Origin of the sequence: Vallicoccus soli, from assembly GCF_003594885.1 — a bacterium.
GTDB lineage: Bacteria > Actinomycetota > Actinomycetes > Motilibacterales > Motilibacteraceae > Vallicoccus > Vallicoccus soli.
In genome coordinates, this window is record NZ_QZEZ01000002.1 from 435,826 (window position 1) to 455,355 (window position 19,530).

The following is a 19,530-nucleotide window of genomic DNA, read 5'->3' on the forward strand; positions in this document are numbered from 1 at the left end:
GTGCGACGGCGCCGCGTCAGGCGAGGTAGTCGCGCAGCTGCCCCGCGTACTGCGGGTGGCGCAGCTTGGCGAGCGTCTTGGCCTCGATCTGGCGCACCCGCTCGCGGGTCACCCCGAACACCCGCCCCACCTCCTCGAGGGTGTGCGGCTCGCCGTCGGTGAGCCCGTAGCGCAGGCGCACGACGTCGCGCTCGCGCTCGCCGAGGTGGTGCAGCACCCGCTCGAGGTGGTGCTGCAGCAGCAGGTACGACGCCGACTCCAGCGGCGCCTGCGCCTCGCCGTCCTCGATGAGGTCGCCGAGCTCGGAGCCGTCGTCCTCGCCGACCGGCAGGTGCAGCGACACCGGCTCGACGGCGATGCGCCGGATCTCCGCGACGCGCTCCGGCGGCAGGTCCACCCGCGCGCCGAGCTCCTCGGCCGTGGGCTCGCGCCCGAGCTCCTGGACCATCTGGCGCTGCGTGCGCAGCAGCCGGTTGATCGTCTCGACCATGTGCACCGGGACCCGGATCGTGCGGGCCTGGTCGGCGATGGCGCGGGAGATGGCCTGGCGGATCCACCAGCTCGCGTAGGTCGAGAACTTGAAGCCGCGGGTGTAGTCGAACTTCTCCACCGCGCGGATCAGCCCGAGGTTGCCCTCCTGGACCAGGTCGAGGAACGGCAGCCCGCGCCCGGCGTACCGCTTGGCGATGGACACGACCAGGCGCAGGTTGGCCTCGACGAGCTGGGCCTTGGCCAGGGCGCCGTCGTCGGCCACCCGGCGCAGGTCGCGGCGCAGGGCCGGGTCGGCCACCGCGGTGGACTCGAGCTTCTCCGCCGCGAAGAGCCCGGCCTCGATCCGCCGGGCCAGGTCGACCTCCTGCGCCGCGGTCAGCAGGGCGACCCGGCCGATCTCGCGCAGGTAGACCCGGACGAGGTCGGTGGTGCTGCGCCCTCCGTCGTCGAGGGAGGGCGCGAGGTCGGGCTCCTCCGGCTCGACGGCCACCTCCGCGGCGGCGGCGGCGAGCGCGGCCTCGTCGGGCTCCTCCTCCCCGCCCGGGGCGGGCACGGCCCGCAGGCCGGGTGGTGCGGCGGGGGCGGCCGGGGCGGAGGGGGCGGGCACGGCCGTCGCGGTCACGACCGGGTGGCCCTGGGCGAGGGCCGGCACGGCGTCGCGGACCGCCCGCGGGGCGGGCAGGGCGACGGGCAGGGCTTGCATCGGCGCTGCTGCGCCCGCGTCATCGCGCGCTACGGCCTTCGGCACGGGACCAGTGTGCCCCGCGTCACCCCCCGTGCCGCCAGGTTTTCGCCCGGCGGGGGGCAACGCCTTGGTCTCCCACGACCGGCCCGACGTGCCGTGCACGTGCGGGCACGCAGCGTGCCTAGCGGTCGGCGTGCTCCCCCGCGCCGATGCCGCGCTCGCGCAGCCGCCGCCGGTGCCCCTCGAGCGCGAACAGCTCGCCCGCCAGGCGGTTGTACGCCTCCGGCTCCTCCACCGGGTTGACCCGCTGCAGCCGCGCCTTGACCTCCACGAGCCGCCGCGTCGCGGCCATCTCCTCGAGCCGGGCGACCAGCTCGGCGGCGTAGCGCGCGCTCCACGCCCGGTCCCGCGGCGCCTCGACGGCGAGCTCGGTCGCGAGCGCGCGCACCCCGTCGTCCGCGGCCGCGTCGGACACCCGCGCGGGCCAGGCCGGCCCCTCCTGCGCCCCCGCGCAGCCGCCGGCCCCGACCACCGCGGCGTGCACGGCGGCGTAGGCCGGGGCGGTGAAGCAGGACGCCTCGAGCAGGTCGTACCCCTCCCCCGCCAGCCGGGGCGCCTGCAGGGCGAGCTTGAGCGCCTCGCGCTCGACGAAGAGCACGGGGTCGCCCGGGTCGGGCCGGGCCGGGCCGCCGGCCCGGGCCGGCACCTCGGGGCGCGCCGGGGCGCGGCGCGCGCCCGCCACCTCCTCGCGACCGCCCTCGCCGGCGGCGCGGCGCACCGCGCCCGCCACCGCCTCGACCTCCAGCCCGAGCCAGCCGGCGACGGTGCGCACGTACTCCGGGCGCAGGGAGCGGTCGCGGATGCGCCCCAGCACCGGCGCGGCGGCGCGCAGCGCGGACACCCGCCCCTCGGCGGTGCCCAGGTCGTAGCGCCCGACCGTGCTCCGCAGCGCGAACTCGAAGAGCGGGACCCGGCGGGCGACGAGCTCGCGCACCGCCTCGTCGCCCGCGTGCTGGCGCAGCTCGCACGGGTCCATCCCCGACGGCTCCACCGCGACGAAGGTCTGCGTGACGAAGCGCTGGTCGGTGTCGAACGCCTTGAGCGCGGCCTTCTGCCCGGCCGCGTCGCCGTCGAAGGTGAAGACGACCTCGCCGCGCAGCTCGTCCTGGTCCATGAGCAGCTGGCGCAGGATCTTGACGTGCTCGTCGCCGAAGGCGGTGCCGCAGGTGGCGACCGCGGTCGTCACGCCCGCGAGGTGGCAGGCCATGACGTCGGTGTAGCCCTCCACGACGACCGCCTGCATGCGCTGCGGGATCGAGCGCTTGGCCAGGTCGACGCCGTAGAGCACCTGCGACTTCTTGAAGACCGGCGTCTCGGAGGTGTTGAGGTACTTCGCCTCGATCCGGTCGTCGTCGTGCAGGCGGCGCGCGCCGAACCCGACCACGTCGCCGGAGCGGTCGCGGATGGGCCACATGAGCCGGCCGACGAAGCGGTCGATGACCCCCGAGCCGTCGTTGCGGCGGCGGCCCAGCCCGCCCTCGACGATCTCCTCGTCGCGGAAGCCCTTGCTGCGCAGGTGCTGCACCAGCGCGTCCCAGGTGCGCGGCGAGTAGCCCACCCCGAAGTGCCGGGCGTCGTCCTGGGTGAACCCGCGCTCGGCGAGGAACCGCCGCCCGGCGACCGCGTCGGGCAGGGTCGCGAGCTGGGCCTGGTAGAACTCCGCGGCCGCGGCGTGCGCCTGGGTCAGCCGGGTCCTCACGCCGGTGCGGCGGACCGGGGCCCCGCTCGCCGGGCCGTCGTCGTCGTAGCGCAGGCGCACCCCGAAGCGGTCGGCGAGCCGCTCGACCGCCTCGGTGAAGTCGAGGTGGTCGACCTTGCGCACGAACGAGATGACGTCGCCGCCCTCGCCGCAGCCGAAGCAGTGCCAGACCCCGCGGTCGGGGCGCACGTTGAACGACGGGGTCTTCTCGTCGTGGAAGGGGCACAGGCCCTTGAGGCTGCCGCCGCCGGCGCTGCGCAGGGTCAGGCGGTCGCCGACGACCTGCGCGAGGTCGGCCCGCTCCTTGACCAGCGCCACGTCCTCGTCCCTGATGCGCCCGGCCACGCGCCGGATCCTACGTCGGGCCGGGGACCCCGGGCCCCGCGGTGAGGGCCCTGTGGAGGGCGACCGCGCTGGGGTCGGTGAGGCTCGCCACCTGGTCCACCACGACCCGCCGCCGGGCCGCGTCGTCGCCGGCCGCGGCCCAGTCGGCGCGGAACACCGGGGCCAGCGCCGCGGGGGCGCCGGCCTCGAGCCGCTCGACGAGCTCGGCCAGCAGCGCGCGCTGCCCGGCCAGGACCGCGAGGTGGCGCTCGGCGCGCATCACCCAGTGCGCGGCCACCCCCTTGAGCACCGCCACCTCGAGCCGCGCGGCGGGCGGCACGACGAGGTCGGCCGCGTAGCGGGTGAGCGGCCCGCCGCCGTGCGTCGCGCGGGTGGCGGCCTCCGCCGCGCCGGTGAAGCGCCCGACGAGCCGGCTCGTGAGCTCCTTGAGGCCGGCCAGCGCGCGGCGGCTGCCGTCGTACGGCCCCGGCCACCAAGGCAGGGCGAGCAGCCGGTCGAGCGCGGCGAGCAGGTCCTCCGGCGCGGCGTCGGGCGCGTAGGCGTCGCGCGCGACGCGGGCGAGGACCGCCCGCTCGGCGGGGTCGCGCAGCGCGCGCAGGTCCACCGCGCCGGACTGCACGGCGTCCTCGACGTCGTGCACCGAGTAGGCGACGTCGTCGGCCCAGTCCATGACCTGCGCCTCGACGCACCGCCGCCCGTCGGGCGCCCCCGCGCGCAGCCAGGCGAAGACCTCGCGGTCCTCGGCGAAGACGCCGTACTTGCGCCGGTCGCGCTCGCGGCCCCACGGGTACTTCGTGGCCGCGTCGAGGCTGGCGCGGGTGAGGTTGAGCCCGGTGCTGCGCCCGCCGGGCCCGGTGGTCTTGGCCTCGAGCCGGGTGAGCAGGCGCAGCGTGTGCGCGTTGCCCTCGAAGCCGCCGCACGGGGCCGCCGCCTCGTCGAGGGCCACCTCGCCGTTGTGCCCGAACGGCGGGTGGCCCAGGTCGTGGGCCAGGCAGGCGGTCTCGACGACGTCGGGGTCGCAGCCGAGGGCCGCCCCGAGGTCGCGCCCGACCTGCGCCACCTCGAGGGTGTGCGTGAGGCGGTTGCGCACGAAGTCGTCGGAGGTCGGGCCGACGACCTGGGTCTTGCCGGCCAGGCGGCGCAGCGCGCTGGAGTGCACCACGCGCGCCCGGTCCCGGGCGAAGTCGCCGCGCGCGGACTGCTTCGGCGGCTCCGGCGCCCAGCGGGCGCGGGCGTGCCCGTCGTAGGGCGCGGCGGGGCTGTGCGGCACGGGCGCGACCCTACGGCCCGGCACCGTCAGCGGCTGTCGCTGCCGCCCCCCTCCGCCAGGGCGGCGCGGCCCGCCTCGAGGCGTGCGACCGGCACCCGGAACGGCGAGCAGGAGACGTAGTCCAGGCCGACCCGGTGGAAGAAGTGCACCGAGGCCGGGTCGCCGCCGTGCTCGCCGCAGACCCCCAGCTTGAGGTCGGGGCGGGCCGCCCGCCCCTCGCGGACCGCGATCTCGACGAGCCGGCCGACGCCGTCGACGTCGAGCGACTCGAACGGCGAGACCCCGAAGACCCCCCGCTCCAGGTACGCGGGGAAGAACGCTGCCTCGACGTCGTCGCGGCTGAAGCCCCACGTCATCTGCGTCAGGTCGTTCGTGCCGAAGGAGAAGAACTGCGCGGCCCCGGCGATCTGGCCGGCGGTGAGCGCGGCCCGCGGCAGCTCGACCATCGTGCCGATGAGCGCGGCCAGCTCCACCCCCGTGGCGCGCTCGACCTCGCGCAGCACCTCCTCGGACCGCTCGCGCACCAGCTCGAGCTCCTGCACGCTGCCGACGAGCGGGATCATCACCTCCACCCGCGGGCGGCCCCCCTCCTGCGTGCGCGCCGCCGCGGCCTCGGCGAGGGCCCGCACCTGCATGGTGAACAGGCCCGGGACGACGAGCCCGAGGCGCACCCCGCGCAGGCCGAGCATCGGGTTCTGCTCGTGGAGGCGGTGCACGGCCTGCAGCATCCGCTCGTCGGCCTCGTCGGCCCCGCCGCGCGCCTGCGCCACGGCGACCCGCACCGACAGCTCGGTGAGGTCCGGCAGGAACTCGTGCAGCGGCGGGTCGAGCAGGCGCACCGTGACCGGCAGCCCGTCCATCGCGGCGAGGAGCCGCTCGAAGTCGCCGCGCTGCAGGGGCAGCAGCGCGGCGAGCGCCTCCTCCTGCTCGTCCTCGTCGTCGGCGAGGATCAGGCGCTCCACGGAGCGCCGGCGCTCGCCGAGGAACATGTGCTCGGTGCGGCACAGGCCGACGCCCTCCGCCCCGAAGCGCCGCGCCCGCGCCGCGTCCTCGCCGTTGTCCGCGTTCGCGCGGACCCGCAGCCGGCGCGCCGCGTCGGCCCGGGACATGAGCCGGTGCACCGCCCGGACGAGGTCGTCGGCCTCCTCGCCCCCCGGGTCGAGCCGGCCCTCGAAGTACTCGACGACCGGGCTGTCGACGACGGGCACCTCGCCCAGGAACACGTCCCCAGAGGAGCCGTCGATGCTGATGACCTCGCCCTCGTCCACGACGAGCGGGGCGGCGCCGGGGCGTCGCACGACCATCCGCCGCGCCGCGGCGTCGACGTCCAGCGCGTCGGCGCCGCAGACGCACGTCCTGCCCATGCCGCGGGCGACGACCGCGGCGTGCGAGGTCTTGCCGCCGCGCGAGGTAAGGACGCCGCGCGCCGCGATCATGCCGTCGAGGTCGTCGGGGTTGGTCTCGCGCCGCACCAGGACCACGTCCTCCCCGGCGCGGGACCGTGCGACGGCCGCGGCGGAGTCGAAGACGGCCCTGCCGACCGCGGCGCCCGGCGAGGCGCCCATCCCGCGGGCGACCCGCTCGGCCGAGGTGCCCGTCGCGAACCGCGGGAACATCAGCTGGGCGAGCTGCTCGCCCGAGACGCGCCGCACCGCCTCGTCCTCGTCGATGAGGCCCTGGTCGACGAGCTGGCACGCGATCCGGAACGCGGCGGCGGCCGTGCGCTTGCCGACGCGGGTCTGCAGCAGCCACAGCGTGCCGCGCTCGACGGTGAACTCGATGTCGCACAGGTCGCGGTAGTGGCCCTCGAGGACCTCCATGGTGCGCAGCAGCTCCGCGTACGACCGGGCGTCGATCCGCTCCATCTCCGCGAGGGGCAGCGTGTTGCGGGTGCCCGCGACGACGTCCTCGCCCTGGGCGTTCTGCAGGTAGTCGCCGTAGACGCCCTGCTGGCCGGTCGCGGGGTCGCGGGTGAAGGCCACACCGGTGCCGGAGCCCGTTCCGAGGTTGCCGAACACCATGGCCACGACGTTCACCGCCGTGCCGAGGTCGCCGGGGATCCGCTCCTGGCGGCGGTAGAGCACGGCGCGCTCGGCGTTCCACGAGTCGAAGACCGCGCGCACCGCGAGGTCGAGCTGCTCGCGGGGGTCCTGCGGGAACTCCCGCCCGGCGTGCTCGCGGACCAGCCCCTTGTACGCGTCGACGACCTCCCGCCACTCCGGCGCGCCGAGGTCGAGGTCGCAGGGCGCCTGGTGCAGCGACGCCACCTCGCCCAGCGCGTCGTGGAAGTGCTCCGCCGCGATCCCCAGGACGGTCGTGCCGAACATCTGCAGGAGCCGGCGGTACGAGTCCCAGGCGAACCGCTCGTCGCCGGACCGCTCGGCCAGGCCCCGCACGCTCTCGTCGTTGAGCCCGACGTCGAGGACCGTCTCCATCATCCCGGGCATGGAGAACTTCGCCCCGGAGCGCACGCTGACCAGCAGCGGGTCGTCCGGCTGCCCGAGGCGCCGGCCCATGCGCGCCTCGAGCCCCGCCAGGTGCTCGTCGACCTGCGCGCGCAGGCCCTCCGGCTCCTGCCCGGTGGCCAGCCAGGCGCGGCACGCCTCGGTGGTGATGGTGAACCCGGGCGGGACCGGGAGCCCGAGGCGGGTCATCTCGGCGAGGTTGGCCCCCTTGCCGCCGAGCAGGTCCCGCTGGTCCATGCCGCCCTGGGTGAAGTCGTAGACGTAGGTGGGCACAGGTCCTCCTGACGACGCAGCCGACCCCCGCGGGTGCGACGGACGGTACCCGCGGGGACGGCCGCTCGACAGGGGTTTCCTCACATCCGACCAGCGAAGGTGACGTTCGTGCAGACGTTCCTGACCCATCCGGACTTCCGGCGCAGCGCCGCGTCGCTCGACGACCGGCGGCTCGGCAAGCAGCGGGTCGAGACCCTGCAGATCCTGCGCGCGCTGACCTGGACCACCTACGGCTGGCGCAACCACCCGGCCGTGCGCATGTGGCGCGGCTTCGTGCCCGCCCTCGTCGCGTACGGCGTCGCGACCGTCGACGAGTGGGAGTCGCGGGGGCGGGCCGACGCCACCCGCACCGCGCTGGCGGACTTCGCCGAGCTGCCGCCGCCGTCGCTGCAGGAGCTGCACGACCGGGGCCAGCTGCCGCCGTGGCTCGGGCTCGACGCCCTGCACGTCAGCCACCGCTCCGCGCTGGTGCGCAAGGACCCGGACTTCTACCGCCCGCTCTTCCCCGACGTGCCCGACGACCTGCCGTACCTCTGGCCGAAGGCCGCGTTCCCCCGCTGGCCGCTGCGCCGCGGGCACGAGCGGGCGCTGGACCTCTACTCCGCGCTGGCGCTGCTCGGGCACGACGAGCCGACCCCCGAGCAGCGGGCCGCCCTCGACGCGGTGCGCGACGGGGACTCGTACCGCCTGGAGCTGGCCCCCGGCGCGGGCGCGACGACCGCGGGGCTGCTCGCCGGGCTCTGCACGCCCGGCACGACGCTCTGGGTGGCCCCGGGCCCGGCGCTCGGGGACTGGGCGCCGCACCCGGGGCCGGCACCGGCCGACGCGCCGCCCGGCAAGCTGTCCACGTCGATCGCCCGACCGCCGACCCCGGAGGACAGCGCGGCGATGGCGGCGGAGGTGACGTCCGCGCCGGAGTTCCGCTTCCTGCGCCCGGGCCAGCCGGCCGGGCCGCTGCGGGAGGGGGCGGGCCTCGTCGTGCTCGACGACGGGGTCGAGGAGCCCCCGCCGGACGCGGCCGACCTGCCCGTGCTGCGGCTCTCCACGACGGTCGCGCTCGAACAGGTGGTCGACCTGCGCGTGGAGGCGGGGGTCGAGGGGTAGGTCCGGCACATGGCAGACAAGGACTCCCTGAGCAGCGGCGCCGAGAAGGACCCGAAGGACTGGACGACCGGCGACGAGCCCATGACCGGACCGCAGAAGAGCTACCTGGAGACGCTGGCCCGCGAGGCCGGCGAGGAGGCGCCCGACGACCTCACCAAGGCCGAGGCGTCGGAGCAGATCGACCGGCTGCAGCAGGAGTCCGGCCGGGGGCAGTAGCCCCGCCGGACCCGGCCCTGCGTCAGCCGGTGAGGCGCCCGGCGAGCCGCTCGAGGCTCTCGCGGTGCCACGCCACGGACTGGCGCAGGGCCCGCAGGTCGGCCAGGCCGGCCGCCTCGGCGGCGCGCCCGGCCCGCGCGGCGTCGAGCGCCCGCTGCAGGTCGGCCTCGCGGGCCGCGAGCGCCGCGCGCTGCGTGGTGAGCTCGGCGGCGAGGACGGCCCGGCGGGCCTGCACCGCCCGCTCGGCGTTGCGGGGCTGGGGCAGCTGCGCGGCGGCGGTGCGACGCATCATGGCGGGCTCCCGAGGAGGGTCGGTGCGGTGACGTCCACCACACCTCTCGGCAGGAGAGCGCCGGAGGTGGAGCGGTGATGCACCGACGTCGTCGGCGGCGCCTCAACCCCCGCTGGTGACGAGCTCGGCGCCCGCGGGGACGGCGGCATCGTACGGGTCGTCGAGCCACCCCTCGGGCAGGGCCACCCGCTTCTGCGCGGTCGTCCGCCCGCGGGGCGCGTCGAGCACCGCGACCGGGTAGGGCTGGTCCAGGTCGAGCCGGTCGAGCAGCGCCCGCAGCTCGTCGAGGTCGCGCACCATGGCGAGCGCCCGGCGCAGGTCCGAGCCGACCGCGAAGCCCTTGAGGTACCACGCCACGTGCTTGCGCAGGTCGCGCACGCCCTTGTCCTCGCCGAGCTCCTCGGTGAGCAGCTCGGCGTGGCGCACCATGACCGCGGCGACGCCGCGCAGGTCCGGGTCGGCCGGCAGCGGCTCGCCCCGGAACGCGGTGGCGAGCTGGGCGAACAGCCACGGCCGGCCCAGGCACCCGCGGCCCACGACCACGCCGTCGCACCCGGTGCGCGCGGTCATCCGCAGGGCGTCCGCGGCGCTCCAGACGTCGCCGTTGCCGAGCACCGGGACGTCGAGCTCGCGCTTGAGCACGGCGATCGCGTCCCAGTCGGCCTGCCCGCTGTAGTGCTGCACGGCGGTGCGCCCGTGCAGCGCCACCCAGGCCACGCCCTCCTCCTGCGCGATCGCGCCGGCGTCGAGGTACGTCAGGTGCTCGTCGTCGATGCCCTTGCGCATCTTCACCGTCACCGGCACGCCGTCCGCCGCCGCGACCGCCTCGCGCAGGATCGCGCGCAGCAGCGGCCGCTTGTACGGCAGCGCCGACCCCCCGCCCTTGCGGGTCACCTTGGGCACCGGGCAGCCGAAGTTCAGGTCGACGTGGTCCGCGCGCCCCTCCCCCACGACGATCCGCACGGCCTCGCCGACGGTCCGCGGGTCCACGCCGTAGAGCTGCACCGAGCGCACCATCCCCGGGCGCGACTCCTCCGGGTGGAACGTCACCATCCGCAGCGTCTCCGCATCGCGCTCGACGAGCGCGCGGGACGTGACCATCTCGCTGACGTACAGCCCGCCGCTGGTGCCGCTCAGCTCGCGGCACAGCCGCCGGAACGCCGACCCCGTGATGCCCGCCATCGGCGCCAGCACGACGGGCGGGTCGACGCGGTGGGGTCCGAGGTGGAGCGGGCTCGCGGGCAGCACCGGACCACGGTACGCGCCCGTGCCCGCACCCCTCGGCGCACGCCCTCGCTGCACGGACGCCGACGGTTCCCCGGGAACCGCAGAAGGCGCCCTTCTAGCGATCTAGCCACCACAAGGGCACCTTCTGCGGTTCCCGACCGCGGCTACGAGGCCCGCGTCCCGGACGACACGCGTACCGCCGGCGCAGGGCGTCCGGCACCCACGGCGAGCGCGGACCGCAGCTGCTCCACGACGCTCGCGGCGTCGTCACGGAGCTGCTGCGGCGTGACCGGGAGGACGAGCACCCCGAGGCTCGCCAGCGCCCGTCGTCGGCGCTGGTCGGCCTGCCACCGCGCCGGTGACAGGTGCCACTCCCGCGAGTCCACCTCGAGCGCGACGCCGCACTGGGGCCAGTACGCGTCCGGTCGCGCGACGAAGCGCCCGGCCTCGTCGACGAGGTCGACGTTCCAGGACGCGGCCGGCAGCTGCGCGGCGAGGAGCAGACGGCGCGCCCTGGCCTCCGCCACGCTGCGCACCCCGGCCGCCACCTCGGCGAGCGCCGCTCGTGGCCGCAGCGTGCCGCGCCGTTGCGCTTGGCGGAGCTCGCGGGCCAGCTGCGCCTCGTCGCACCGGGACCGCTGGACCGCTTCGGAGACGATCTGGCGCACCAGGTCGAGGTCGTCCAGCCGCCTGCACCGGTCGATGACGGCGCGAGCGACCGGGGCGACCGGCACGCCGTCGACCTCACGGGCGCGCGGCAGGCGCACGGTCCTCTCCACGACCACGAAGCCGACGCTCTTGCGCCTCCTCGCGTGCGGCACCAGCAGCTCGACCTCCGGCGCACCCGCGGCGGCGCGCAGCCCCGACCGGCGCAGCGCCTCCGCGCCCGTGAGGACGGACCCCGCTCCCCCGTAGAGCACGGCGGCCCTCGCGCGCTGCGTCGACGTCGGCGTCCCCCCGTGCGCGAGCACGACACCGGGGAGCAGTCGCTGCCACGGACCGCCCGGCCGCGTGCGGTGACCCCAGGTGCCCGACGCCATGCCCACCTCCCGCAGCTGGCGGTGCGTCACGACGGCGTCCTGGGCCCGCAGCAGGGCCTCGAGCGCGGGCACGTCGTACTCGGCACGGCGGGGCACCGGTCGACGATGACGGCGCGCCGGCTCCGCGCGCTGCGTCCGCTGCGCGCACCTGGGGACGATCCGCGGTCCGTGCGCCTGTGGACAGCGCCACCCTGGAACCGCAGAAGGCGCCCTCGTGGCGATCTAGCCGCCAGAGGGGCGCCTTCTGCGGATCCGGGGGATCCGGAGCAGCGGTGCGCGCGGCGGAGCGGGCCTCAGCAGCCCAGCAGCCGGGCGGCGAGCCAGGCCTCGACCTGGTCGAGCCCGACGCGCTCCTGCTGCATCGAGTCGCGCTCGCGGACGGTCACGGCCTGGTCGTCGAGGGTCTCGAAGTCGACGGTGACGCAGAACGGCGTGCCGATCTCGTCCTGCCGGCGGTACCGGCGGCCGATGGCGCCGGCGTCGTCGAACTCGACGTTCCAGCTCTTGCGCAGCTGCGCGGCGAGGTCGCGGGCCTTGGGCGAGAGGTCGGCGTTGCGCGACAGCGGCAGCACGGCGGCCTTGACGGGGGCGAGGCGCCGGTCGAAGCCGAGCACCGTGCGCTTCTCGAGCTTGCCCTTCGCGTTGGGCGCCTCGTCCACGCGGTAGGCGTCGAGCAGGAACGCCAGGGTCGCGCGGGTGAGGCCGGCTGCCGGCTCGATGACGTACGGGACCCAGCGCTCGCCCTTCTCCTGGTCGAAGTAGGACAGGTCCACGCCGGAGTGCTTCGCGTGCGTCGACAGGTCGAAGTCGGTGCGGTTGGCGATGCCCTCGAGCTCGGCGAACTCGGTGCCGCCGAAGCGGAAGCGGTACTCGATGTCGACGGTCCGCTTCGAGTAGTGCGACAGCTTCTCCTGCGGGTGCTCGAAGAACCGCATGTTCGCGGGGTCGAGGCCGAGGTCGACGTACCAGTCCCACCGCTCCTTGAGCCAGTACTCGTGCCACTGCTCGTCGGTGCCCGGCTCGACGAAGAACTCCATCTCCATCTGCTCGAACTCGCGGGTGCGGAAGATGAAGTTGCCCGGCGTGATCTCGTTGCGGAACGACTTGCCGGTCTGGCCGATGCCGAACGGCGGCTTTCGCCGCGCCGCCTGCATGACGTTGGAGAAGTTGACGAAGATGCCCTGCGCGGTCTCCGGCCGCAGGAAGTGCAGGCCCTCCTCGTTCTCCGTCGGGCCGAGGTACGTCTTGAGCAGGCCGTTGAACATCCGCGGCTCGGTGAACGCGCCCTTGGTGCCGCAGTTCGGGCAGTTGACGTCCTTGAGCCCGTCCGCGGGGGCGCGGCCGTGCTTGGCCTCGTACGCCTCCTCGAGGTGGTCCGCCCGGAACCGCTTGTGGCAGGACTGGCACTCGGTGAGCGGGTCGACGAAGGCGTCGAGGTGGCCGGAGGCGCGCCAGACGTCGGTGGCGAGGATGACGGCGGAGTCGATGCCGACGACGTCCTCGCGGCCCTGGACCATCGCCTTCCACCACTGGCGGCGGACGTTCTCCTTGAGCTCGACGCCCAGCGGCCCGTAGTCCCACGCGGAGCGGGTGCCGCCGTAGATCTCGCTGCTGGGGAAGACGAACCCCCTGCGCTTCGAGAGGCTGACGATGGTGTCGATGCCTGCGTCGGTGCTGGCCACGAGGGGTGTGCTCCATCCGGCTGGGTGTCGGCGAGCGGCCAGGCTACCGCCCCGCGGACGGCGTCCCGCCCGCCCCGTCGAGGTCGGTCGGGACGTGCGGCGCGCTGGCCCGGCCGACGCCGACCGTGCCGGCGTCCGCGGCCCGCGCCGTCGTGCCGGCGGCCGGCTCGGGGCGGCGGTCCAGGACCTCGTACGCCGTCGGCTCGTCGAGCGCGCGGGACAGCAGCGGCACGGCGCGCACCCGCACGTCGTACGCCGACAGCGCCCGCCGGTACGCCCCCACCCCCGCCCAGCGGGTGGCCAGCGTCCACAGGCCCGGGTCGTCGGTGGCGCGCCCGACCTCGCCGCCCTCGCACCCCGCCTGCGCGGCGAGGACGTCGAGGACCTCGCGCGCCTCGGCGAGGAAGGCGGCGGCACCCTCGGGCGCGACGGCGTAGCGGGTCACCACGAGCACGGCGCGAGCCTAGGCGCCCCGGCCGACCGCTTTGACAGGCCCGCCGTGCGCCACCGACAATCGTTGCCATGTTCAAGCTCCGCCCCGCCGCCGGCGCCACCGCCCTCGCCCTGCTCGCCACCAGCGCCCTCGCGGCCTGCGGCGACGACGCCGGCGGGTCGGCGAGCGCGGGGTCCGGGGACGGCGGGCTCGCGGTGGTCGCGAGCTTCTACCCGCTGGAGTACGTCGCGGGGCGCGTCGGCGGCGACGCCGTCGAGGTGCGCGGGCTCACGGCCCCGGGCGCCGAGCCGCACGACCTCGAGCTCACCGCCCGCGAGGTCGGGGCGCTGTCCGAGGCCGACCTCGTCGTCTACCTGCACGGCTTCCAGCCCTCGGTCGACGAGGCGGTCCAGGAGCAGGCCGCGGACTCCTCGCTCGACGTGGAGGGGGCCGCGCGCCTGGACCTCGCCGCGTCGGAGGAGGAGCACGACCACGCCCACGAGGGCGAGGAGCACGCCGACGAGCACGCCCACGACGCCGAGGAGCACGCGGCCGAGGAGCACGCGGCCGAGGAGCACGCGGCCGAGGAGCACGCGGCCGAGGAGCACGCGACCGGGGGCGAGGAGCCCGCCGAGGAGCACGCCGGGCACGAGCACGAGGGCGCCGACCCGCACTTCTGGCTCGACCCGACGCGCCTCGCCGACGTCGGCGACGCGCTCGCCGAGCGCCTGGCGCAGGAGGACCCCGACGGCGCCGCGGGCTACGAGGAGCGGGCGGCGGCGCTGCGCGCGGACCTCGAGGAGCTCGACGCGCAGATGCGCGAGGGCCTCGCCGACTGCCGCGTGGACACCCTGGTCACGAGCCACACCGCCTTCGGCTACCTCGCGGACCGCTACGGCTTCGAGCAGGTCGGCCTCACCGGCGTCAGCCCGGAGGCCGAGCCGACCGCGGCCGGGATCGCCGAGCTCGTCGACCTCGTGCGGGAGCGCGGCGTGACGACGGTCTACTCCGAGGTCCTCGTGAGCCCGCAGACCGCCGAGACGGTCGCGCGCGAGGCGGGCGTCGAGACCGCGGTGCTCGACCCGCTCGAGGGCATCACCGACGACAGCGCCGGCGAGGACTACCTTGCCGTCATGCGCGCCAACCTCGAGGCCCTGCGCTCCGGGCAGTCCTGCGCATGAGCGCCGCGCGCCCGGCGGAGCCGGTGGTCCGGCTGGCGGGCGCGGTGGCGGGGTACGAGGGCCGCCCGGTGCTGCGGGGCGTCGACTTCGCGCTGCGCCGCGGGGAGGTCGTGGCGCTGCTCGGGCCCAACGGCTCGGGCAAGTCCACCCTCGTGCGGGTGGTGCTCGGCCTCGTGCCGCTGTCCGGCGGCGCCCTCGAGCTCTTCGGCGTCCCGGCGCAGCGCTTCCGCGAGCGCGCCCGGATCGGGTACGTCCCCCAGCGCCACACCGTGACCAGCGGCGTCCCGTCGACCGTCCGCGAGGTCGTCGCGTCGGGCCGCCTGGCCCGCAAGCGCCCGTTCTCGCTGACCACCGCGCGCGACCGCGAGGTCGTCGAGGCGGCGCTGCGCACGGTCCACCTGCTCGAGAAGCAGCACGAGGACGTCGCGCACCTGTCGGGGGGCCAGCAGCGGCGCACGCTCATCGCCCGGGCGCTGGCCTCGGAGCCGGAGGTGCTCGTCATGGACGAGCCCACGGCGGGCGTCGACGCGGCCAACCAGGAGATCCTCGCCGACACCATGGCCCGCCTCGTCGCCGGCGGCACGACGATCCTGCTCGTGGCCCACGAGCTCGGCCCGCTGGAGCCGGTCGTCACCCGGGTCGTGGCGCTGCGGGACGGGCGCGCGACGTACGACGGGCCGGTCGCCGCCTGGTTCGGCGGGGACCCGCACCACGCCCACGGCGCGGCACCGGCCGAGCGCGGCACCGGCCTGGGCGCCGTCAGACTGGACCGCCCCGCGGGCTGACCCCCGACCCCTGACGACCCGCCGGAGCCCTGCGTGGACCTGTCCTTCCTCGACTACGACTTCATGCGCCGCGCGCTCGTGGCCGCCCTGCTCGTGGGGCTCGCGGCGCCGACCGTCGGGGTCTACCTGGTGCAGCGCCGGCTCTCCCTCATCGGCGACGGGCTCGGGCACGTGGCGCTGACCGGCGTCGCGCTCGGGCTGCTCACGAGCACCGAGCCCGTGCTCACGGCGCTCGTCGTGGCCGCGCTCGGCGCGACGGCCATCGAGCTCGTGCGGGCCCGCGGGCGCACGAGCGGCGACGTCGCCCTCGCGGTGATGTTCTACGGCGGCCTGGCGGGCGGCGTGGTCATCGTCAGCCGCGCGCCCGGGGGCACCCCGACCAACTTCGACGCGTACCTCTTCGGCGCGATCACCACGACGAGCGGGCGCGACCTCGTCGTCTTCGCCGCGCTCGCCGTCGCCGTGCTCGTGGTGACCCTCGGCCTGGCGCCGCGGCTCTTCGCCGTGAGCAACGACGAGGAGTACGCCCGCGCCGCCGGCCTGCCGGTCCTCGCGCTCAACGTGCTCCTCGCGGTGACGACCGCCCTCACGGTGGTGGTGTCGATGCGGGTGGTGGGCCTGCTCCTCATCAGCGCCCTCATGGTGCTGCCGGTCGCCACGGCGCAGCTGCTGCAGGGCAGCTTCCGGGGCACCCTCGCGCTCGCGGTGCTCGTGGGGGTGGTGGTGAGCACCGGCGGCGTCGTGGTCTCCTACCAGGCGGACACGCCGTCGGGTGGCACCATCGTCCTGCTGGCCATCGCCCTCTTCGCGCTCGCCGCGGCGTGGGCGGGGCTGCGCGACCGGCGCCGCGCGGGCGGGCACGAGGAGGCGGAGGACCACCTCCACCGCCACGGGCCCGGCTGCGGTCACGAGGAGGTCGTCCACGACGACCACCTCGACTACGTCCACGACGGGCACCGGCACGCCGCCCACGGCGGGCACTACGACGAGCACTGAGCAGCACGACGAGCAGCGGGGAGCGGACGTGACGGACCAGCGGGTGCCCGCGGCGGGGACGCGCTCGACGCGCCAGCGGACGGCGGTGCGCGCGGCCCTGGCGGACGTCGACGAGTTCCGCAGCGCCCAGGAGCTGCACGACCTGCTCAAGCAGCGCGGCGAGGCGGTGGGCCTCACGACCGTCTACCGCACCCTGCAGGCGCTGGCGGACGCGCAGGAGGTCGACGTCCTGCGCAACCCCGACGGCGAGTCGGTCTACCGCCGCTGCAGCCGCGGGCACCACCACCACCTCGTCTGCCGCTCGTGCGGTCGCACCGTCGAGGTCGAGGGGCCGGCGGTCGAGCGCTGGGCCAGCGCCGTGGCCGCCGAGCACGGCTTCACCGAGGTGAGCCACACGGTCGAGGTCTTCGGCCTGTGCGCGGAGTGCACCGCGCGCCGCGCCGCGGGCGACGACGCCTGAGGGACCGCTCCGCGGACGGTCGTTGACCTGGGACGGGTGCTTCTGCGAAGTTCAGGCCCTCGTCCGGGTCCACGGGGGCCCGGCCCCTCACGTACGGAGATCGATCGATGAGGATCCGTCCCCTGCTCGCGCTCGCCGCTGCGGCGGCCTGCGTGGGCGTCGGCGTCGCCGCACCCGCCACCGGCGAGGCGAAGCCCCAGCAGGAGAAGGCGCGCGTGCTCGTCTTCTCGAAGACCGCGGCCTTCCGGCACGACTCGATCCCCGCCGGCGTCCGCGCGATCGAGCGCCTCGGCCGGCCCGCCGGCATCGCGGTCGACACGACCGAGGACGCCGGCGCCTTCACCGACCGGAACCTGCGCAAGTACGACGCCGTGGTCTTCATGTCGACCACCGGCGACGTGCTCGACGAGCCGCAGGAGCGCGCCTTCGAGCGCTACATCCAGCGCGGCGGCGGCTACCTCGGCGTGCACGCCGCCTCCGACACCGAGTACGACTGGCCCTGGTACGGCGGCCTCGTCGGCGCCTACTTCCTCGACCACCCGGGCGCGGTCAACGAGCAGTTCCAGGAGGCGACGGTCGTCGTCGAGGGGCCGCGCACCAAGGCCACCTCGGCGCTGCCGCGCTTCTGGGAGCGCACCGAGGAGTGGTACAACTTCCGCACCAACCCGCGCCCGTACGTGCGCGTCCTCGCCACCGTCGACGAGGACACGTACGACCCGCGCGGCTACACCGGGTCCGAGGGCATGGGCGACGACCACCCGATCACCTGGTGCCAGCGCTACGACGGCGGCCGCTCGGTCTACACCGGCATGGGCCACCAGGTGGAGGCGTACAGCGAGCCGATGTTCCTGCGGCACCTGTCCGGCGCGCTGAAGATGGCGTCCGGCCTCGCCTCGACCAAGCACTGCAAGGTCAGCGAGCCGCGCGGCTGACCTGCCGGCGTCGCCGGGCCGGCGGGCCCTACCCCTCGTACGGGTCCGCCGGCTCCGGCACGGGCTCCACCGCCCGCGCCGCGACGTGCGGCACCGCGGTGTCGGACATCGTCCCGCCGCCGGGGACCCACTCCCCCGTCACGCGCACCCACGCGCCCCGCTCGGGGGCGGGCGCGTCGCGCACCAGCACCTTGACCGGGCGCCCGTCGGCCGCGCAGCAGGACAGCGCGATGCGGGTGACGAACCACCCGCCGTCCTGCGCCGGCGTCGCGAACCCGGTGAGGGCGACCTCCCGCCCGCGCAGCGAGCGCCCCTCGTCCCAGACCGCCCGGGTCGCGTAGTCGCCCAGCGCCAGCTCCACCGTGCGGCCCTCGGGCAGCGGGTCGAAGCCGGGCTCGGGCGGCGCGGCCACCCGCGCGGTCCCCCGCTCCGCCGCCCAGGCGCCCAAGGCCGGCGGCGCCACGAGCAGCAGGGCCAGCACCGGCGCGAGCAGCGCCCAGGCGACGCGCGGGCCGCCGTCGCCGTGCCCGTGCCCGTCGTCGACGAGCGCGCCCTCCGCGGGGTGCGGGCCGCGGCCCTGCGCCTGGTCGGCCTCATGCCCCTCGTGCCCCTCGTGCCCCTCGTGCCCGCCGTGCCCCCCGTCGCCGCCCCGCCCGCCCCGCACCGCGAGCAGCCCGTCGCGCCACGCGCCCACGAGGCCGAGCGCCAGCAGCACCGCGCCCGAGGCGGCCAGCGGCCACTGCATCTGCTCCTTGACGTACCGCAGGTACGTGCCGTCGAGGCTCAGGCGCAGCACGACCCCGCCGAGGAGCACGAGCAGGACGGCCTGGACGTCGCGCCTCACAGCAGCCACCACCCGACGAGCGCGCTGGACAGGACCGCGACCCCGAAGGTCGCCGGGGCGAAGCGCGCCGCGAACGCGCCGCCGAAGGTGCCGGACTGCATGGCGATCAGCTTCACGTCCACGGCGGGGCCCACCACCATGAAGGCGAGCTGCGCCGTCGGCGAGACCGAGCTGAACGACGCCGCCACGAAGGCGTCGGCCTCCGAGCAGATCGCCACGGCCACCGCGAGCAGGGCGAGCGCGAGCACGGCGAGCACCGGCTGCTCGGCCAGCGCGTCGACCACCGAGGTGGGGAGCGCCACGCCGAAGGTCGCGGCGACCGCGCCGCCGACGACGAGGAACCCGCCGGCGTGCAGGACGTCGTGCTGCATCGCCGCGCGGAAGACCGCGCCGCGGGGGGAACCCTCGGGCAGGTGCGGGCTGCGCAGGCGCAGCAGGTCGGTGCGCCCGAGGCGCAGCCAGGCCCAGCCCAGGGCGACCGCCGTGGCGAAGGAGGCGAGGAAGCGCGCCAGGACGACCTCGGGCTGACCGGGGAAGGCCACCGCCGTCGACACCAGCACGATCGGGTTCACCGCCGGCGCGGCGAGCAGGAAGGTCAGCGCCGCGGCGGGGGCGACGCCGCGGCGCACGAGGCTGCCCGCCACCGGCACCGACGCGCACTCGCAGCCGGGCAGCAGCATCCCCGCGCCGCCGGCGACGGGGACCGCCAGCGCCGGGCGGCGCGGGAGGGCCCGGGCGAGCGCCTGCGGGGGGACGTACGCCGTGAGCACGGCCGAGAGCAGCACCCCGCTCACGAGGAACGGCAGCGCCTGCACGGTGACGGAGACGAACACCGTCGACCAGGTCTGCACGGCCGGGTGGTCGACGAGCCCCGCGACCTGCCCCCGCAGCAGCACGAGCAGCACGAGGACCGCGGTGAGCACCTCGAGGCTGCCCGGGCGCGGCAGCCGGCGCCGGTCCGGCGGGGCGGGGGCGCGCTGCTCGGTGCTGGCCGTCACCCGCCGCATCGTGCCAGGCCGGCGGCGCCGGGGGAACCGCGGCGCGCACGG

Annotated in this window: 18 protein-coding genes; 7 read left to right on the forward strand and 11 right to left on the reverse strand. The window is 76.2% G+C overall.

Annotated features, from left to right (window positions below; all coding sequences use genetic code 11):
• Window positions 1-16 precede the first annotated feature (16 nt).
• From rpoD to ppdK, 4 genes are all read right to left on the reverse strand, one after another.
• Window positions 17-1,186 (reverse strand): RNA polymerase sigma factor RpoD, encoded by a 1,170-nt coding sequence (rpoD, locus tag D5H78_RS07265; protein ID WP_425472927.1) that lies wholly within the window; start codon window positions 1,184-1,186, stop codon window positions 17-19.
• A gap of 172 nt (window positions 1,187-1,358) precedes the next feature.
• The gene (gene dnaG, locus D5H78_RS07270; protein WP_119949736.1) at window positions 1,359-3,281 is read right to left on the reverse strand and encodes a DNA primase; all 1,923 of its coding nucleotides are present in this window, start codon (window positions 3,279-3,281) and stop codon (window positions 1,359-1,361) included.
• Window positions 3,282-3,291: 10 nt separating this feature from the next.
• The gene (locus D5H78_RS07275; protein WP_177891155.1) at window positions 3,292-4,551 is read right to left on the reverse strand and encodes a deoxyguanosinetriphosphate triphosphohydrolase; all 1,260 of its coding nucleotides are present in this window, start codon (window positions 4,549-4,551) and stop codon (window positions 3,292-3,294) included.
• A 26-nt stretch (window positions 4,552-4,577) separates the two neighbouring features.
• Window positions 4,578-7,289, reverse strand: a complete 2,712-nt coding sequence (ppdK, locus tag D5H78_RS07280; protein WP_218566332.1) for a pyruvate, phosphate dikinase — start codon at window positions 7,287-7,289, stop codon at window positions 4,578-4,580.
• A gap of 108 nt (window positions 7,290-7,397) precedes the next feature.
• Here ppdK and D5H78_RS19575 point away from each other — a divergent pair, with 108 nt between their 5' ends.
• Together D5H78_RS19575 and D5H78_RS07290 are read left to right on the forward strand one after the other, a co-directional pair.
• Window positions 7,398-8,393, forward strand: a complete 996-nt coding sequence (locus tag D5H78_RS19575) for an MSMEG_6728 family protein (protein ID WP_177891157.1) — start codon at window positions 7,398-7,400, stop codon at window positions 8,391-8,393.
• Window positions 8,394-8,402: 9 nt separating this feature from the next.
• Entirely contained in the window at window positions 8,403-8,609 is a 207-nt protein-coding gene (locus tag D5H78_RS07290) for a DUF3072 domain-containing protein (protein ID WP_119949738.1), read from the forward strand.
• Between the two features lie 22 nt (window positions 8,610-8,631).
• Here D5H78_RS07290 and D5H78_RS07295 read toward each other — a convergent pair whose 3' ends face one another.
• From D5H78_RS07295 to D5H78_RS07315, 5 genes are all read right to left on the reverse strand, one after another.
• Window positions 8,632-8,901 (reverse strand): hypothetical protein, encoded by a 270-nt coding sequence (locus D5H78_RS07295; RefSeq protein ID WP_133412017.1) that lies wholly within the window; start codon window positions 8,899-8,901, stop codon window positions 8,632-8,634.
• Window positions 8,902-9,003: 102 nt separating this feature from the next.
• The gene (gene dusB / locus D5H78_RS07300; RefSeq protein WP_119949740.1) at window positions 9,004-10,149 is read right to left on the reverse strand and encodes a tRNA dihydrouridine synthase DusB; all 1,146 of its coding nucleotides are present in this window, start codon (window positions 10,147-10,149) and stop codon (window positions 9,004-9,006) included.
• 143 nt (window positions 10,150-10,292) lie between these two features.
• Entirely contained in the window at window positions 10,293-11,264 is a 972-nt protein-coding gene (locus D5H78_RS07305; protein ID WP_119949741.1) for a hypothetical protein, read from the reverse strand.
• 197 nt (window positions 11,265-11,461) lie between these two features.
• Window positions 11,462-12,850 (reverse strand): glycine--tRNA ligase, encoded by a 1,389-nt coding sequence (locus D5H78_RS07310; RefSeq protein ID WP_165865642.1) that lies wholly within the window; start codon window positions 12,848-12,850, stop codon window positions 11,462-11,464.
• A 43-nt stretch (window positions 12,851-12,893) separates the two neighbouring features.
• Entirely contained in the window at window positions 12,894-13,304 is a 411-nt protein-coding gene (locus D5H78_RS07315) for an antibiotic biosynthesis monooxygenase family protein (RefSeq protein ID WP_119949742.1), read from the reverse strand.
• 68 nt (window positions 13,305-13,372) lie between these two features.
• Here D5H78_RS07315 and D5H78_RS07320 point away from each other — a divergent pair, with 68 nt between their 5' ends.
• From D5H78_RS07320 to D5H78_RS07340, 5 genes are all read left to right on the forward strand, one after another.
• The gene (locus tag D5H78_RS07320; protein WP_119949743.1) at window positions 13,373-14,464 is read left to right on the forward strand and encodes a metal ABC transporter substrate-binding protein; all 1,092 of its coding nucleotides are present in this window, start codon (window positions 13,373-13,375) and stop codon (window positions 14,462-14,464) included.
• Window positions 14,461-15,249, forward strand: a complete 789-nt coding sequence (locus D5H78_RS07325) for a metal ABC transporter ATP-binding protein (protein WP_119949744.1) — start codon at window positions 14,461-14,463, stop codon at window positions 15,247-15,249. The genes D5H78_RS07320 and D5H78_RS07325 overlap by 4 nt, the downstream gene beginning before the upstream one ends.
• 39 nt (window positions 15,250-15,288) lie before the next feature.
• Window positions 15,289-16,245, forward strand: a complete 957-nt coding sequence (locus D5H78_RS07330) for a metal ABC transporter permease (protein ID WP_342782434.1) — start codon at window positions 15,289-15,291, stop codon at window positions 16,243-16,245.
• Window positions 16,246-16,273: 28 nt separating this feature from the next.
• Entirely contained in the window at window positions 16,274-16,705 is a 432-nt protein-coding gene (locus D5H78_RS07335; protein WP_281268672.1) for a Fur family transcriptional regulator, read from the forward strand.
• A gap of 107 nt (window positions 16,706-16,812) precedes the next feature.
• Window positions 16,813-17,637: a ThuA domain-containing protein gene (locus D5H78_RS07340; protein ID WP_119949745.1), complete on the forward strand. Its 825-nt coding sequence runs from the start codon at window positions 16,813-16,815 to the stop codon at window positions 17,635-17,637.
• A gap of 28 nt (window positions 17,638-17,665) precedes the next feature.
• Here D5H78_RS07340 and D5H78_RS07345 read toward each other — a convergent pair whose 3' ends face one another.
• Window positions 17,666-18,481 (reverse strand): TIGR03943 family putative permease subunit, encoded by an 816-nt coding sequence (locus tag D5H78_RS07345; protein ID WP_119949746.1) that lies wholly within the window; start codon window positions 18,479-18,481, stop codon window positions 17,666-17,668.
• Entirely contained in the window at window positions 18,478-19,488 is a 1,011-nt protein-coding gene (locus tag D5H78_RS07350) for a permease (protein ID WP_119949747.1), read from the reverse strand. Before D5H78_RS07350 ends, D5H78_RS07345 begins: the two co-directional genes overlap by 4 nt.
• Window positions 19,489-19,530 lie beyond the last annotated feature (42 nt).

Coding starts and splice junctions, on each gene's coding strand:
- D5H78_RS07290 (WP_119949738.1), top strand. CDS start 8,403: ATGGCAGACAAGGACTCCCTGAGCAGCGGCGCCGAGAAGGACCCGAAG.
- D5H78_RS07295 (WP_133412017.1), bottom strand. CDS start 8,901: ATGATGCGTCGCACCGCCGCCGCGCAGCTGCCCCAGCCCCGCAACGCC.
- D5H78_RS07320 (WP_119949743.1), top strand. CDS start 13,373: ATGTTCAAGCTCCGCCCCGCCGCCGGCGCCACCGCCCTCGCCCTGCTC.
- D5H78_RS07325 (WP_119949744.1), top strand. CDS start 14,461: ATGAGCGCCGCGCGCCCGGCGGAGCCGGTGGTCCGGCTGGCGGGCGCG.
- D5H78_RS07340 (WP_119949745.1), top strand. CDS start 16,813: ATGAGGATCCGTCCCCTGCTCGCGCTCGCCGCTGCGGCGGCCTGCGTG.
- D5H78_RS07350 (WP_119949747.1), bottom strand. CDS start 19,488: ATGCGGCGGGTGACGGCCAGCACCGAGCAGCGCGCCCCCGCCCCGCCG.